Below are 14,336 nucleotides of genomic sequence, written 5' to 3' on the forward strand. Positions count from 1 at the left end.
GGTCATCCTGAAAACACTGTGAATAATCACATCTTCCCCCTGTTCCAGCGCTGGCCCGCGACCTCGTCGGTGCGTTTTTGCTCGCGGTCCTCGCGCGCCTTGCGATGGCGCGCCGCCTCGCTGTCGAGCACCTCGTGGATGCCCTGATTCTTGCGGTAGGCGGCGAACAGCACCTGGCGATCGGCCGCCATGTCCATTTCATGCAGGGCCAGATCCCGCTTTTGCTCCTGCATCACGGTCAGCAGCACGCCCTTGTACTGGCCAAGGTTCATCGACAGCACCGGATCGGCGACCGTTTCTGGCGCGCGCGCCTGGCTCAGCCGTGTCAGGGTGTCGATGTTCTTGCGGTAGCGCTGGCCAAGCTGCTCTTTTCTGGCCAGGCTGACCTCCATGTCTTCGATTTCCCGCCCGCGCAACTGGGCCAGCAGCGCGAGGCTTTTCAGGTCGGATTCGGTCATGATGCGAACAACCCTTCAAGTCGGGACACCGAGTCCGCCAGCGGCGCGGGCTCGTGCACATCCTGCCGCAGCAGGGCCTCGATACGGGGAAACAGATCCACCGCCCGGTCGGTGGCCGGATCGGCCCCCCGCACATAACCGCCCAGCGGAATCAGCGCGCGCACCTTGTGGTAGCGCGCCACCATCTCTTTCAATTCCCGGGCGGCGGCGCGGTGCTCGGGCGCGGCGACATGCGACATGCAGCGGCTCACCGACTGGGCGATGTCGATCGCCGGGTAGTGGCCGCTTTCGGCCAGCTCCCGGGTCAGCACGATGTGGCCATCCAGGATGGCGCGCGCCGTGTCGACCACCGGGTCCTGCTGGTCGTCGCCCTCGGCGAGCACGGTGTAGATCGCGCTCATGCTGCCTTGCGCGGATTCGCCGTTGCCGGCGCACTCGGCAAGCTGCGGCAGCATGCCGAACACCGAGGGCGGATAGCCCTTGGTGGCCGGCGGCTCGCCCAGCGCCAGCGCCAGTTCCCGCTGCGCCATCGCGTAGCGGGTCAGGGAGTCGACCAGAAGCAGCACATTGCGCCCCTGGTCGCGGTAATGGGCGGCGATGGAATGGCACAGCTCGGTGGCCTGCAGGCGCATCAGCGGCGACTCGTCCGCGGGCGCCACCACCAGCACGGCGCGGGCCAGCCCCGTCTCGCCGAGCGAATGTTCGATGAACTCGCGCACTTCGCGGCCGCGCTCACCGATCAGACCGACCACCACCACGTCCGCGGCGGTCTCGCGCGTGATCATGCCAAGCAGCACGCTCTTGCCCACCCCGCTGCCGGCGAACAGGCCGACACGCTGTCCGCGCCCCAGGGTCAGCACGCTGTTGATGGCGCGCACCCCCACATCGAGAGCCTCGGTGACCGGACGCTTTTTCAGGGGATTGACGCGCGGCGGATGCAGCGCCAGCGGATGGTCGCCGGTCAGGCGGCCGCGGCCGTCGATCGGCTCGCCCAGCCCGTTGACCACCCGTCCGAGCCATTGCGGACCGATCATGAGATCCGTTTCGCTCTCCTCCGGCACCACGCGGGCGCCGGTGATGAGACCGACCGGTTTTTTGAACGGCATGAGAAAAGAGACATCGCGGCGGAAGCCCACCACCTGGGCCAGCAGCCAGTCGCCGTCCGCGGTTTCGATGCGGCAGCGCTGACCGGTGGCCAGGGGGCACCCGACGCTTTCGAGCAGCAATCCCGAGACGCCGACAAGACGCCCGGTGACACGCGCCACCGGGATGTCGTCCAGATCCAGACCTCTCAGGGTTTCGCTCAATAGCGTCATGGCAGGGTATCGTCCGTTTCCTGTTCGGCATCGGGATCGCCGAGCAGTTGCTCGCGAACCCGGTCCATGCAGCGCTCGAGGCGCTGCTGGCAACCGGCGTCGGCCTCGGCGTCGCCGGCCTGCACGCGGCACTCGCCGTAGCCGAGCCGGGCATCCGGGATCAGGGTCCATTTGGCGGCCCGCTCCGGTGCGAGTTCCTGAATGCGCTGGCATTCTTCCGGATTGAGGAACACCTGCACATCCGTATGGGTGCCGGGCAGCGTCGCCAGCGTTTCGTCGACCAGCGACAGCAGCTGCACCGGCTTGAGCGCCAGTTCGGAGCGCACCACCTGCGAGGCGACCTTGCCGACCAGGTCGACCACCTCGCGGCGCATGGCTGTCTTGTAGTCGGCCTGCACACGGCGCAATTCGGCCAGGAGCGCATCGACCGGCGCCATGGCGGCGGCGAACTCGCGGCGCACCGCCTCCAGCGCTTCGGCCCGTCCCACCTCGAGGCCTTCGCGGCGGCCCTCGTCGCGGCCTTCTTCGCGGCCCTCGGCGAAACCGGCCTCGCGGCCTTCGCGGTAACCGCTGTCCATGCCTTGGCGGTACCCCTCTTCCAGGCGCGCCTGGGCATCGATCGCGTGCGATCCGGTATCGCCCGCGGGGGCGTCAAGCCGGGCCAGCGGCGGAAATTTGTACAGTCGGATGCCGGGCGCCATTACTCGAGTACATCCTCGGAGAACAATTGCAGGTCGATTTCACCGGCCTCGGCCAGTTCGCGCACCGCGGCGAGAATTTCCGTGCGGACCTGTTCGACGCGGCTGACCGGCACCGGTCCGAGCCGGCGCATCATCTGCTCGAAACTCTGCGCCTGGCGGCGCGGCATGCAATTGAGGATGGCGCTGCGCACCGCGGGCTCGGCGCCCTTGAGCGCGATGGCCCACTGCTCGAGCGGCACTTCCTCGATGATGCGCGTGAGCACCACTTCGGTCTGGCGCGACAGCACGAAGAAGTCGTACATGCGCGATTCGATCTCGTTCATCAGGTCCGGATCGCGCGCGCGCATCAGTTCGATCATGCGCTGACGGTCGCCCGACAGGCGGTTGATGATGTCGGCGGTCTGCTGCACCCCCTCGACCGAGGTACTCTGCGTGTGCAGGCTTTCCAGACTGCGGTTGACCAGTTCATCGAGTTCATCGAGCAGGTCCCGGTCCACGTCCTTCAGGCGCGCGATGCTCAGCAGCACCGCGTCGCGGCACTCCACGGGCAGCGCCTCGATCACGTCCACAGCGAGGCCGGCCGGCAGGAAAGCGAGGAACAGCGCCTGCATGCGGGCATGCTCGTTGGCGATCTGGTCGGCCAGCCACTTGGGCGACACCCACTGCAGGCGGGCCATCTTCGGGCGGATCACATCGCCGTAGATGCTGTTGAGCACGCTATTGGCGATGTCGCTGCCCAGCGCCAGATCCAGCGAGTGCTTGAGGAAGGCGCGCGACGCGCCATGCACGCCGCTTTGCTCGCGATAATCGTCGAAAAAGCGCTGGATGGTGCTCTTGACGGTATCGACCTTGATGCCGCTCATGCGCGACATCACCTGGGTCACCTCGAGGAGCTCCTCGCGCGACAGGCAGCGCAGCACGTTGGCCGCGGGTTCCTCGCCCATGCTGAGCATCAGGATGGCCGCCTGCTCGATGGGGGTCGGACCGGCCGGCTGCTGGGCAGGGCTGGCGGAGGGCGCCGAAAAGGCCGGCGCGGCGGGAGAATCAAGCACTTCGTCCATGGCTCTGTACCCATTGTTTGACGACTTCGGCGACACGTTCGGGTTCCTTGCTGGCGAGCATTTTCAGGTGCTCGACCAGCACGTCGACCGACGAGCCGGCGGGAGGAAGATCATAACCGTCCAGGAGCGGCACCACCGGCGCGGCCGACAGACCGGCCGAGCGCGGCTCGGCCTTGGCCGCGGTCTTGGCGGCAAGCCCGCGCGGAATCTCGGCGGAGCCGTCGGCCGCGAGGGCCGAGGCGGCGGGCATCGCCAGCCGGACGTCCGGCGCGGCGCGGCCGGGCGGCGCGGGCGGGCGCGGCAGCCAGGGCTTGATCCAGCGCAGCAACGGACGCGCCACGACGAACCAGCCGATCAACAGGCCCAGCGCCCAGGCGAGGTAGCCCGCGGCGTCGAACCACAACCCGCGATCCATCCACCACGGTTCGGCGGCGGCGCGGCCCGGGAAGGCCATCGCGGTCACCACCAGGGTGTCGCCGCGCGCGGCGTTGATGCCGAGGCCATTGCGCAGCAAGCGGTCGAAATGACCGAGTTGTTCGGGCGTCCAGCCGGTCTTGCGATCCGGCGCCATGGCCGCGTTGACCAGCACCGCCACATGCAAGGAGCGCAACGAACCGCGCGCGCGCTTGATCTGCAGCACGCTGCGGTCATAGGCGTACTGGCGGGTCATGGCGTTCTTCTTGTTGGACACGCCATTGTCGGCCGCCGGCGACGAAGCGTCGGCCGGGGTGGCCGGGCGGTTGCTCAGCGAACCGGGCACGCCAAGAGCCTGTCCGTCGCGGGCCTGTTCCTCGCGCATCGCCTCGTTGGTGATCTTCGGCGCTTCGCCGTACTTCTCACGGGTTTCCTCGACGCGGTCGTTATCCACCTCGGCGGTCACGCTGACCTTGAAGTTGTCGCCGCCGAGCACCGGCGCGAGCAGCTCGGCCGCATTGATCTTCGCCTCGTCGCGGTAGCGGCGCGAGGCCTGGCTGTCCGACGCGGAAGCGGCCGCGCCCTCGGTCAGATCGAGCTGGGCGGAGAGCAGATTGCCGGCCTGGTCGACCAGGGTGACGCGCTGCGGGTCCAGCGTGGAGACGCTGCCGGCCACCAGCTTGACGATGGCGGCGGACTGCTCGGGATTGAGGTGATTGCCGCTCTTGAGCGCGATGACCACGGAGGCGGAGCTCTTTTCGCCATCGCTGACCACGAAGGAGGTGGAGCGCGCGATCGACAGGTGCACGCGCGCCGACTCGACCGGGTCGAGCGTCATGATGCTCTGGGCCAGTTCGCCTTCGAGCCCCCGGCGGAAGCGCACGTCCTGCACGAACTGGCTGACGCCCAGCGGATCGTTGTGGTCAAGAAGTTCAAGACCGGCCGGCAATTGCGCGGTGATGCCCTTGGCGGCCAGCAGCATGCGCACTTTGCCCAACTGGTTTTCCGGGACCAGCACCTGGCCGGTTTCCGGATGCAGCCGGTAGGGAATGTGTTCGGCGTCGAACACGGCCATCATGTCGGCCATGGCGACTTTCTCCCGGGCGCCGAACACCGGGCGGTAGCGGCTTTCGTCGCGCCACACCCACACCATGACGAGCAGCGTGACCACCACCGCGAGCGCCACGAGCGGCATCAGGGAGCGCCAGGCGGGCAAACCGGGCAGCCCCGGGCCGCCCTCGGCGGTCTTGAGTCCGGCCAGTCTGGCCTTGATCTTTTCAAGCACGGAATACTCTCGATCTGACAGGGGAAACAGTTAAACAGGCATCTTGATGAGGTCGTCGACCGCCCCGACAAGCTTGTTGCGGACCTGGACCAGCGCCGAGAACGACAGGTTCGCTTCCTGGGTCATCAGCATCGCGCCGACCAGATCGTCGCTTCTGCCGCTTTCGACATCGGCGACCTTGTCGCTCGCCTTGCGCTCGGCGGCGTCCACCGAGCGCACCGCGGCCGACAGGCTGTCGGAAAAACTCACCGGCGCCGCCGAACTTCCCGTGAGGGTCTGAGCGGCCGGCGCGATCGCCCGTGCGCCGATGCGCGACATCTCGCCCAGAATGGTCGCTTTATCGCCCAGAATCAGGCCGCCGATTTCACTTTTCATGTTTCCCCCGGGAATTGGCCAGTCATTGTTCTGGCAGCTCTTGGCAATGGCCACCGAGTTTACTCGGACGCAATTGGCAGACATTTGTAAATATTCACAAATCAACCCGTGAAAATTCACCCCTGTCGACGGCTTACCCAAGGCCGGTCGGTTCAGTAAGATGCGACATCGCCCAAATGCCCCTCGCGGGGGGTTCGTCTCCACCTTTGCCGACAAGTGTCTGTATGCCCAAAAGCAAGCTCATCGCGCCGCACGAGGGACGTCGACTGGACGCCCTGGATCCGAGAACGCTGGGTCGGCCGTTTCACCTGCTGCCGGCTTTCACGCAAGCCTTGCAGGACGATGTCGACCTTTTTCTCGGCCAACGCCTGAACCGCCGCTACCATGCGCGCTTCGCCATGCGCGGCGCCAGCTGCGGCAGGCCATCGGAATCCATGTCCCGTCTTAGCATGCAGCGCTATACCCACGAGCGGGGCCTGATCGATGTCGCCATCGACCGCATCCTGCTCTTGCGTCTGCTCGATTACCGTTACGGCAATGGCTGGAGCGAGGAGACGCCCGCCGCCGACCCCGAAACCGTGCCGGCCACCGAAACGGAACAAAGGCTGATGGCTCACCTTGGTGCCGACATCGCCGGTGTGTGCCTTGGCACCCTGGCGCGCCTGACCGGGCAAGCCCTGCCGGCCACCCCGCCCGTGCGCAGCGGTCAGCCGGGCATCCAGACCGACCAGGCGTTCGAAATCGTCATCACGCTGGCCGACGACGGCCGCCAGTGCGAAGGCCGCGTCACCGTGCGCCTGGACGACGGGCTGTTCGATCTTCTGATGCGCGCGCTCGCGGACAACCGGCCGGTGAAGGCCGCCCGCGACAATGCCCCGGCGTTCGCGCTCGACGAAGAGATCCGCGTGCGCCTGTCGGTCTCCCTGCTTTCCCTGGACATGCCGCTGGGCGATGTGCTCGACCTGAAGGTCGGACACATCGTTCCGGCCCAGATGCGCAACCGCGCCGACGTTCATGTCGGCAAATCCCGGCTGTTCACCGCGAGCGTCGCGGACAACGCCGGCAAATTGTGTCTCACCGCCTTTGATGATGTGGAGTAACGGATGGATCTGACCGAGAATTTCGACCTGGAATCGGCGCTGGACGACACCCTGGGCAACCTTCCCGAAGCGGAGGAAGCCGCCGCGCCCCAACCGGCGCCGCGCCGCGACCTCAATCCCTTCATGCGCAAGATTCCCGTCACCCTGACGCTGGAAGTCGGCGCCGTGGAAATCCCGCTGTCCGAACTGTTCGCCATCGAGCACGGTTCTGTGCTGGAACTGGACAAGCACGCCGGCGAGCCTTTGGACATCAAGATCAACGGTACCCGCGTGGGACGCGCCGAAGTGGTGGTGGTCGGCGAAAACTACGGTCTGCGCGTCGTCGAACTGGAAAACCTCGACATGGGGCTGCTGTCCTCATGAGCCGCTTTCCGAGGCCGGGCGTCCGGCATCTGGCCGCGCTCGGCCTCGCCGCGCTGGCGGCCTCCCCCGCCTTCGCCCAGGACCTGACGCTGCTGTCGGTGGCGCAGGGCGCCGGCGGGCAGGATCTGACGGTCAAGACCCAGATCCTGGTGCTGATGACCCTGCTGGGTCTGCTGCCGGTGCTGCTCCTGATGATGACGAGCTTCACCCGCTTCGTCATCGTGCTGTCGCTCTTGCGCCAGGCGCTGGGCCTGCAGCAGGGCCTGCCGAACCGGCTTGTGACGGGCATCGCGCTGATCCTCACCCTGCTGGTGATGCGCCCCGTCGGCCTCGACATCTGGAACAACGCCTTCGTGCCCTACGACCAGGACAAGATTCCCATGACCCTGGCGCTAGAGCGCGCCCAGGCGCCGATCTCGCGCTTCATGCTCGCCCAGACCAGCAAGGCGGCGCTCGCCCAGATCGCCGCGCTGTCGGGCGAGAAGGACATCGCCAAACCGGCGGATCACAGTTTTCCGGTGAAGCTCGCCGCCTTCGTGCTCAGTGAACTGAAAACCGCGTTCCAGATCGGCTGCATGCTGTTCATCCCCTTTCTGGTCATCGACCTCGTGGTCGCCAGCGTGCTGATGGCGATGGGCATGATGATGCTCTCGCCGCTGGTCATCTCCCTGCCGCTCAAGCTGCTTCTCTTCGTGCTCGTGGATGGCTGGTCGCTGACCGTCAACACCCTAGTCACCAGCGTGCAGGCCTACTGATGCTGACCCCCGATATCGCCGTCGACCTGGTCACCGACAGCCTGCATGTGGTCATGCTGCTGGTGGTGGTGCTGGTGCTGCCAAGCCTGATCGTCGGTGTACTGGTGAGCCTGTTCCAGGCGGCGACCCAGATCAACGAGCAGACCCTGAGCTTCCTGCCGCGCCTGTTGGTGACGCTGCTGATCATTTGCGTGGCCGGCAAATGGATGACCGGTTATCTGATGGATTTCTGCGTCGACATCTTCCACCGCGCCGCGACTCAGCTCGGATAGCCGCCATGCCCGTGCCGATGCCGGAACTCATGGCGCTCCTGACGGGCTTCTGGTGGCCGTTCTGCCGTTTCGCCGCCACTTTCGCCGCCGCGCCCATCCTCGGCGACGTGCTGATCCCGGTGCGCTCGCGCATTCTGGTGTGCGCGATCCTGGCGGTGGTCGCCCTGCCCTCGGGGCTCGCCATGCCGCAGACCGACCCGCTGTCGCTCGCCGGCGTGGCGCTCGCCCTCGAACAGGTGGTGATCGGGCTGATTTTCGGGATGCTGTTCTACTTCGTGCACGGCGCGCTGCTGTTGGCCGGATTCATGGTGTCCTCGCAGATGGGTCTGTCGATGGCCGTGATGAACGACCCGGGCAACGGCACGAGCTCGGACGTGATCACCCAGTTCTTTTTCCTGTTCAGCGCGCTGATGTTCTTCGCGCTGAACGGGCATCTGGTGGTGACCAATGTGGTCTACCACAGCTTCACCTTCTGGCCGATCGGCGGCGGGTTGCCGACCGATTCGCTCGGGCGTCTGGCCGGCTGTGTCGCCTGGATGCTGTCCGCCGCGCTGTTGCTGTCGATCCCGGTGATTTTCTCGACCTTCGTGGTGCAGCTGGGCTTTGGCCTCCTCAACCGCGTCGCGCCGACCCTCAACCTGTTTTCGCTGGGGTTTCCGCTGGTCACGCTGTTCGGCCTCGCCGCGCTCGCCACGGTGTTTCATACCCTGCCGGACCACTATGTGCGGCTGACCGGCCAGATCCTCGACATGCTGGCCATCCGCCTCGCGGGAGCGCCGCATGGCTGACGCCGGCTCCGAACAGAAAACCGAAAAGGCCACCCCCCAGCGGCTGCGCAAGGCCCGGGAAAAAGGCCAGGTCGCGCGCTCCAAGGAAGTGGCCGCGGCGGTGGGCCTGCTCGTCTCGCTCAAGCTCCTCGCGCTGATGGCGCCGGGTCTGCTCAACGACTTCCGGTCGCTGCTGATGCTGTCGATGCCGACCCTCGACGCCGACGGCGCGCTCGAGAACGCCTGGTCGGTCCTGTTCACCGGCACGCTGGTGCTCTTGGCCAAGATGGTGCTGCCGCTGCTGGTCATCCCCGCCGCCATCGTCGTCGCCTCGATGCTGCCCGGCGGCTGGCTGTTCTCGCCGCAGCAGTGGCAACCCGACCTGTCGCGGATCAACCCGCTGTCCGGCTTCGCGCGGCTGTTTTCCGCGCAGCGCCTCACCGATGTGGTCAAGTCCATCGCCAAGGCCCTGCTGCTCGGCACGGTGCTGTTCTGGCTGAGCCGCCGTCACCTCGCCGACTTCATGCGCCTGCAATCGCTGTCCACGCCGGACGCGGTCTCGCGCGGCGCGCTGCTGGTCTACGACCTGTGTTTCGCCTACGCGATGGTGTTCGTGCTGTTCGCCGTGATCGACGTGCCCCTGCAGGCGTTCTTCTTCCAGCGCTCCTTGCGCATGAGCCGCCAGGAAATCCGCGAGGAAATGAAGAACACCGAGGGCAAGCCGGAAATCCGCAGCCGCATCCGCCAGTTGCAGCGCCAGATCGCGCAGCGCGGTCTCACGCGCACGGTGCCCACCGCCAACGTGATTCTGACCAACCCGACTCATTACGCGGTCGCGTTGCGCTACGACGAGTCGCTCGCCGAGGCGCCGTACATCGTCGCCAAGGGCACCGACGAAACGGCGCAGGCCATCCGCGCCATCGCCGCGCGCCACCAAATCGAGGTGCTGGAGGTGCCGGCGCTGGCGCGCGCGGTCTACCACACCACCCGCGTCAACCAGCAGATTCCGGCCGCCCTCTACAAGGCGGTCGCCTACGTACTCAGTTATGTGCTGCAGCTTAAGGCCTTCCGTGATGGCCGACGCGACAGCGCCCCTGTTTTCCCGACGGATCTTGCCGTCCCACGAGACCTCTCGGAACCCAAGCCATGAATGCCTTGACCACGCTCATCGACCTTCTGAAGAAGCACAGGGCCGCCACGCAGATTCTGCTGCTGGCGCTCCTCTCCATGATGATCCTGCCGCTGCCGCCGCTGGCGCTGGACGTGCTGTTCACCTTCAACATCGTGCTGGCGGTGATCGTCATCCTGGTCAGTGTTTCGGCGCGGCGCACGCTCGACTTCTCCGTGTTCCCCACGGTGATCCTGATGTCCACGCTGCTCAGGCTGACGCTGAACGTCGCCTCGACGCGGGTGGTGCTGCTGCACGGCCACGAGGGCGGGCAATCGGCCGGCCGGGTGATCCAGTCGTTCGGCGAGGTGCTGATCGGTGGCAACTTCGTGGTCGGTCTGGTGGTGTTCGTGATCCTGATGATCATCAACTTCATCGTGGTGACCAAGGGCGCGGAACGGATTTCCGAAGTGTCGGCGCGTTTCACCCTCGATGCCCTGCCCGGCAAGCAGATGGCGATCGACGCGGATCTGAACGCCGGGCTCATCACCCAGGACAAGGCCCAGCAGCGCCGCCGCGAGATCGCCATGGAAGCGGATTTCTACGGCGCGATGGACGGCGCCTCGAAATTCGTGCGCGGGGATGCCATCGCCGGCATCCTGATCCTGCTGATCAACCTGATCGGCGGCGTGGCGATCGGCACGCTGATGCACAAACTGCCGCTGGCCGACGCGTTCCGCGAATACGCGCTATTGACCATCGGTGACGGCCTGGTCGCCCAGATCCCGGCGCTCTTGCTGTCCGCCTCGGCCGCGATCATCGTCACCCGCGTGAGCGACACCGGCGACATGGAGTCGCTGATGGGCCGGCAGATGCTCTCCTCGCCGTCCATCCTGTACACCGCCGCCGGCATCATGTTCATCCTGGCGCTGATCCCGGGCATGCCCTACCCGACTTTCCTGGGATTCGCGGCGCTTCTCGCGTATGTGGGATGGCGTCTGGACAAGAACCTGAAGAACGCGCCGCAAACGTCCGATCACGAAGCGATCGGCCAGACGCTGCTCAAGAGCGGCGAGCCGGCGCTCGACTGGACCAGCCTGCCTTACGTGGACGTGCTGTCGGTATCGCTCGGCTACAAGCTGGTCAGCCTGCTCGACAACGCCCAGGGCGCGCCGCTGACAAAAAGGGTGCGCGGCGTGCGGCAAAGCGCCTCCGAACAATTCGGCATCCTGCTGCCGGAAATCGGCATCCGCGACGATCTGAAGCTCAAGCCCTCCGAGTACGCGCTCTTGCTCAACGGCGTGCCGGTGAGCAAGAGCGAGGTGCACGCCGACCGCCTGATGGCCATTCCCTCCCCCGAGGTGTACGGCGGCCTTGACGGCATTCTCGGCACCGATCCGGCCTACGGCATGCCGGTCACCTGGATTCTGCCCGAGGACAAGGCCCACGCGCTGAGCCTCGGCTACCAGGTGGTCGATTGCGCCAGCGTGCTGGCCACCCATATCAACAAAGTGATCCGCGACTATCTGCCCGAGCTGTTCCGCCACGACGACGTGCTGGCGCTGAACCAGCGCCTCGCGGCCCTCGCGCCCAAGCTCGCGGAAAACCTCGAGACGGCGCTCAATCCGGCGCAACAGCTGAAGGTGTACCGCTATCTGCTGAACGAGCATGTGTCGCTCAAGGACATCGTGCCGATCGCCACCTCGCTGATCGACAGCGTGGAAGTGACGCGCGACCCGATCATGCTGGCCGCGGACGTGCGCTGCGCGCTCAAGCGGCAGATCTGCCAGTCGGTGCTCGGCGCGCGCACGGAATTGCGCGCCTTCAACCTCACCGCCGAACTGGAAAACATGCTGCTCTCCTCGCTCAGCCAGGCGCAGCAAGCGGGCAAGGTGATGCTGGACAGCTTCCCGGTGGATCCGAACATGCTCTCGCAATTGCAGATCAACATGCCGGTGATCCGCGAGCAGATGAAGCAGATGGGCACACCGCCGGTCTTACTGGTGATGCCGCAGATCCGCCCGATCCTCGCGCGCTACGCCCGCCTGTTCGCCGCCGGACTGGTGGTGCTGTCCTACAACGAGATCGCGGAAAACCGCGAAGTGAGCATCGTCGGCACGCTCGGCTGATCCTCGCGCGTCAGGCGCGGCGCAGCCAGTCGACGAACAGGCCGGCGGCGAGGCACAGGGTCTCGGAGAGCATGCGCCGCCAGTCGAGCCTGAGCAGCAGGGTCAGCAAGGCCTCGCTGTCGTGCACGGTAAAGCCGGCCGAACGCGCGTCGCGCGCCAGACCGGCCACCCCGCGGTGCGGCGCCGGCAGGCCCGGCGCCACGGGCGGCCGGGGGTTTTCCCGCAAGGCATCCATCACCAGCCAGCCGGCCAGTTGCAAGCCGTTTTCCGCGAGCCGTTCGGCGTACGCCGCCCGGTGCTCGCGCAGGTAGTGACGCGTCCCCTCCTCTTCGGCCGACATCTGCACGGCGACGCCCGTGGCCCGCGCGATGAAGCGCGCGCGCAGGCGCCCGGCCCGTTCGTCGCGCCACTCGAGCACGATGCTCCACACCGGCGGCACCGGCGCGGGACCGTCGTCCATCCCCTGGTATTCCTCGAGCCGCACCATGAGCGGCACTCCCCAGCCGAACAGCGGAAACTGCACCGCCTGACGCGCCACCACCTCCAGCTGGCGCTCGATCAAGACGCGCAACGGCGACGACTCCGGATACAGGCGCTCGACCAGCGCCAGCACGTCGGCGTCGATCAGGCGGTTTTTTCCCCGCGAGGGGTCGCGCAGCAGCGCGAGGCTCTCCGGGCGTGGCTCGGTCAGCAGCATCTGCGGCTGCGCGGCCAGTGTTTCGCGCGGCACGTCGCCGCGCCGCCAGGCGGCGAGCAGGGCTTCATAGCCGATGCCGCTGTTGAGCGCCATCTGCTTGAGCATCGCATGAAACTGCCCCGGGGTCGGCGCGAGCGGCGTGATGTGGTCCATCAGGATGCGCAGCGCCGGCGCATCGGCGAAGGCCAGCAGGCTTTGCATCACCAGATCGGCCGGCAGGGGGGTGCCAGCCAGCACCAGCGGGCCGGGCCGGCCGCTTTGCGCGAGCATGAGCCCGAGCAACAGGTTGGGGAAGCCCTCCAGTACCTTCAGCGCCAGGGTCTCGCCCGGCTGGAAGGTCTGCTCCACACCGGGAGGAAGCAGGAAGGCGAAACGGACATCGCGCAGGCTGACCAGCAGGTGCTGGCCCAGATGGTGCCCCTCGAGGCGGACGTGCCAGATATCGCCGCGCACCGGGTTGATGCCGGCCCGCTCCAGCGCATCGCGCAACATCTCGGGGCGCAATGGCGCGGCAAGACCGTCCGGGCCGCCACGCGGCACGAGGGAAAGGGGATCCGGCAGAAAATCGGGCATGGTCGGGTCCATCAATCAAAACAGCCCGGCCAAGCGTAAGCTTGCCGGGCTGTCGGCGTCAATGCGGCAACACGCCGGTTACTGCATCAGCGACATGACGAGCTGGTTCATGGAACCGCTTTGCTTGAGCATCGCGGTGCCGGCCTGCATCAGCATCTGCTTGGAGGTCTGGTTCGCCGTTTCGCTCGCGTAGTCGGTGTCCATGATGCGGCTGCGCGCCACCGTGGTGTTGGTGGTCATGTTCGACAGGTTGTTGTAGGTGTGCTCCATGCGGTTGGAGTAAGCACCCAGCGACGCGCGCAGCGTGCCGACCGCGTCGACCGCGTCGCTCAGCGTCTTGATGCTGGCGTTGGCCTTGGCGTTGTCCGCTACGTCATCGGCCGGCGTCGTGCCGGCATAGATTTTGGACGCGGCCTTCAGCTTGGTGTCCAGCGTGGTGATGTTGGCGCTGACATCGACGGTCAGCTTTTCGCTTTGCGAGGCGCCGATCTGGAAATCAACCGCGGCCTTGAGCTTGCCCGCGCCCGGATCCAGCAGCGTCTGGCCGGCGAAGGCGGTGTTCTTGATGATGTTGCCCAGCTCGCCGCCCAGCGCGTCGTACTCGGCCTGCATCGCCTTGCGGTCGTCGTCGTTGGCCGCGCCCGAGGCGGATTCGGTCGCCAGGTCCTTCATGCGCAGCAGGATGTTCGACACTTCGCTCAGCGCGCCTTCGGCGGTCTGCATCAGGCTGATGCCGTTCTGCGTGTTCTTCATCGCCACGGTCATGCCGCGCGTTTGCGCTTCCATGCGGGTGGCGATCTGCAGACCCGCCGCGTCGTCCGACGCGGAGTTGATGCGGAAACCCGTGCCCAGGCGGGTCATCGAGGTGGTCAGGGAATTCTGCGTGGCGTTCATGTTGCGCTGGGTGTTCAGCGCCGCCACGTTGGTTTGCAGACTCAGCATGCGACATGCTCCTTGGTGTG

General features: G+C 66.5%; 15 protein-coding genes. 7 read left to right on the plus strand and 8 right to left on the minus strand.

What is annotated here, in order from left to right:
• Nucleotides 1–26 precede the first annotated feature (26 nt).
• From JNO50_RS14120 to fliE, 6 genes are read right to left on the minus strand one after another with little or no spacing between them, the layout of a single operon-like run.
• The gene (locus JNO50_RS14120) at nt 27–458 is read right to left on the minus strand and encodes a flagellar export protein FliJ (protein WP_189530567.1); all 432 of its coding nucleotides are present in this window, start codon (nt 456–458) and stop codon (nt 27–29) included.
• The gene (fliI, locus tag JNO50_RS14125) at nt 455–1,774 is read right to left on the minus strand and encodes a flagellar protein export ATPase FliI (RefSeq protein ID WP_189530565.1); all 1,320 of its coding nucleotides are present in this window, start codon (nt 1,772–1,774) and stop codon (nt 455–457) included. The genes JNO50_RS14120 and fliI overlap by 4 nt, the downstream gene beginning before the upstream one ends.
• Complete coding sequence (gene fliH, locus JNO50_RS14130) at nt 1,771–2,475, minus strand: flagellar assembly protein FliH (RefSeq protein ID WP_189530563.1); 705 nt, start codon at nt 2,473–2,475, stop codon at nt 1,771–1,773. Before fliH ends, fliI begins: the two co-directional genes overlap by 4 nt.
• Entirely contained in the window at nt 2,475–3,536 is a 1,062-nt protein-coding gene (locus JNO50_RS14135; RefSeq protein ID WP_189530561.1) for a flagellar motor switch protein FliG, read from the minus strand. The genes fliH and JNO50_RS14135 overlap by 1 nt, the downstream gene beginning before the upstream one ends.
• Nucleotides 3,520–5,235, minus strand: coding sequence for a flagellar basal-body MS-ring/collar protein FliF (fliF, locus tag JNO50_RS14140; protein ID WP_229804424.1), 1,716 nt, complete (start codon nt 5,233–5,235; stop codon nt 3,520–3,522). Before fliF ends, JNO50_RS14135 begins: the two co-directional genes overlap by 17 nt.
• 30 nt (nt 5,236–5,265) lie before the next feature.
• Nucleotides 5,266–5,610: a flagellar hook-basal body complex protein FliE gene (fliE, locus tag JNO50_RS14145; protein ID WP_189530559.1), complete on the minus strand. Its 345-nt coding sequence runs from the start codon at nt 5,608–5,610 to the stop codon at nt 5,266–5,268.
• Nucleotides 5,611–5,834: 224 nt separating this feature from the next.
• Between fliE and JNO50_RS14150 the strand changes: the two genes are divergently transcribed.
• Genes JNO50_RS14150 through JNO50_RS14180 form a run of 7 tightly spaced genes read left to right on the plus strand, consistent with a single transcriptional unit; the run spans nt 5,835 to nt 12,104 of the window.
• On the plus strand, nt 5,835–6,710 hold the full coding sequence (locus JNO50_RS14150; protein ID WP_189530557.1) for a FliM/FliN family flagellar motor C-terminal domain-containing protein: 876 nt from the start codon (nt 5,835–5,837) through the stop codon (nt 6,708–6,710).
• A gap of 3 nt (nt 6,711–6,713) precedes the next feature.
• Complete coding sequence (fliN, locus tag JNO50_RS14155) at nt 6,714–7,073, plus strand: flagellar motor switch protein FliN (protein ID WP_189530555.1); 360 nt, start codon at nt 6,714–6,716, stop codon at nt 7,071–7,073.
• Nucleotides 7,070–7,828: a flagellar type III secretion system pore protein FliP gene (gene fliP, locus JNO50_RS14160; RefSeq protein ID WP_189530553.1), complete on the plus strand. Its 759-nt coding sequence runs from the start codon at nt 7,070–7,072 to the stop codon at nt 7,826–7,828. Before fliN ends, fliP begins: the two co-directional genes overlap by 4 nt.
• Nucleotides 7,828–8,100, plus strand: coding sequence for a flagellar biosynthesis protein FliQ (gene fliQ / locus JNO50_RS14165; RefSeq protein ID WP_373298276.1), 273 nt, complete (start codon nt 7,828–7,830; stop codon nt 8,098–8,100). Before fliP ends, fliQ begins: the two co-directional genes overlap by 1 nt.
• Before the next feature lie 5 nt (nt 8,101–8,105).
• Entirely contained in the window at nt 8,106–8,888 is a 783-nt protein-coding gene (locus JNO50_RS14170) for a flagellar biosynthetic protein FliR (RefSeq protein ID WP_189530551.1), read from the plus strand.
• Nucleotides 8,881–10,017, plus strand: coding sequence for a flagellar biosynthesis protein FlhB (gene flhB / locus JNO50_RS14175; protein WP_189530549.1), 1,137 nt, complete (start codon nt 8,881–8,883; stop codon nt 10,015–10,017). The genes JNO50_RS14170 and flhB overlap by 8 nt, the downstream gene beginning before the upstream one ends.
• Entirely contained in the window at nt 10,014–12,104 is a 2,091-nt protein-coding gene (locus JNO50_RS14180; protein WP_189530547.1) for a flagellar biosynthesis protein FlhA, read from the plus strand. Before flhB ends, JNO50_RS14180 begins: the two co-directional genes overlap by 4 nt.
• A 10-nt stretch (nt 12,105–12,114) precedes the next feature.
• On the opposite strand, the gene fliK is transcribed toward JNO50_RS14180, so the two are convergent.
• Both fliK and JNO50_RS14190 read right to left on the minus strand, forming a co-directional pair.
• Nucleotides 12,115–13,374, minus strand: coding sequence for a flagellar hook-length control protein FliK (gene fliK / locus JNO50_RS14185; RefSeq protein ID WP_189530545.1), 1,260 nt, complete (start codon nt 13,372–13,374; stop codon nt 12,115–12,117).
• Nucleotides 13,375–13,452: 78 nt separating this feature from the next.
• Nucleotides 13,453–14,316 carry a flagellin N-terminal helical domain-containing protein gene (locus JNO50_RS14190; RefSeq protein ID WP_189530543.1) on the minus strand — a complete coding sequence of 288 codons (864 nt, stop codon included), beginning with the start codon at nt 14,314–14,316 and terminating at the stop codon, nt 13,453–13,455.
• Nucleotides 14,317–14,336 lie beyond the last annotated feature (20 nt).

The organism is Paludibacterium paludis, from assembly GCF_018802605.1.
Taxonomy (GTDB): Bacteria; Pseudomonadota; Gammaproteobacteria; order Burkholderiales; family Chromobacteriaceae; genus Paludibacterium; species Paludibacterium paludis.

Bases quoted from the DNA above. Each gene is read 5' to 3' on its own strand.
- JNO50_RS14170 (WP_189530551.1), top strand. From the start codon at position 8,106: ATGCCCGTGCCGATGCCGGAACTCATGGCGCTCCTGACGGGCTTCTGG.
- flhB (WP_189530549.1), top strand. From the start codon at position 8,881: ATGGCTGACGCCGGCTCCGAACAGAAAACCGAAAAGGCCACCCCCCAG.
- fliP (WP_189530553.1), top strand. From the start codon at position 7,070: ATGAGCCGCTTTCCGAGGCCGGGCGTCCGGCATCTGGCCGCGCTCGGC.
- fliH (WP_189530563.1), bottom strand. From the start codon at position 2,475: ATGGCGCCCGGCATCCGACTGTACAAATTTCCGCCGCTGGCCCGGCTT.
- fliK (WP_189530545.1), bottom strand. From the start codon at position 13,374: ATGCCCGATTTTCTGCCGGATCCCCTTTCCCTCGTGCCGCGTGGCGGC.
- JNO50_RS14190 (WP_189530543.1), bottom strand. From the start codon at position 14,316: ATGCTGAGTCTGCAAACCAACGTGGCGGCGCTGAACACCCAGCGCAAC.
- fliN (WP_189530555.1), top strand. From the start codon at position 6,714: ATGGATCTGACCGAGAATTTCGACCTGGAATCGGCGCTGGACGACACC.
- JNO50_RS14150 (WP_189530557.1), top strand. From the start codon at position 5,835: ATGCCCAAAAGCAAGCTCATCGCGCCGCACGAGGGACGTCGACTGGAC.
- fliQ (WP_373298276.1), top strand. From the start codon at position 7,828: ATGCTGACCCCCGATATCGCCGTCGACCTGGTCACCGACAGCCTGCAT.
- JNO50_RS14180 (WP_189530547.1), top strand. From the start codon at position 10,014: ATGAATGCCTTGACCACGCTCATCGACCTTCTGAAGAAGCACAGGGCC.
- JNO50_RS14120 (WP_189530567.1), bottom strand. From the start codon at position 458: ATGACCGAATCCGACCTGAAAAGCCTCGCGCTGCTGGCCCAGTTGCGC.
- fliE (WP_189530559.1), bottom strand. From the start codon at position 5,610: ATGAAAAGTGAAATCGGCGGCCTGATTCTGGGCGATAAAGCGACCATT.
- JNO50_RS14135 (WP_189530561.1), bottom strand. From the start codon at position 3,536: ATGGACGAAGTGCTTGATTCTCCCGCCGCGCCGGCCTTTTCGGCGCCC.
- fliI (WP_189530565.1), bottom strand. From the start codon at position 1,774: ATGACGCTATTGAGCGAAACCCTGAGAGGTCTGGATCTGGACGACATC.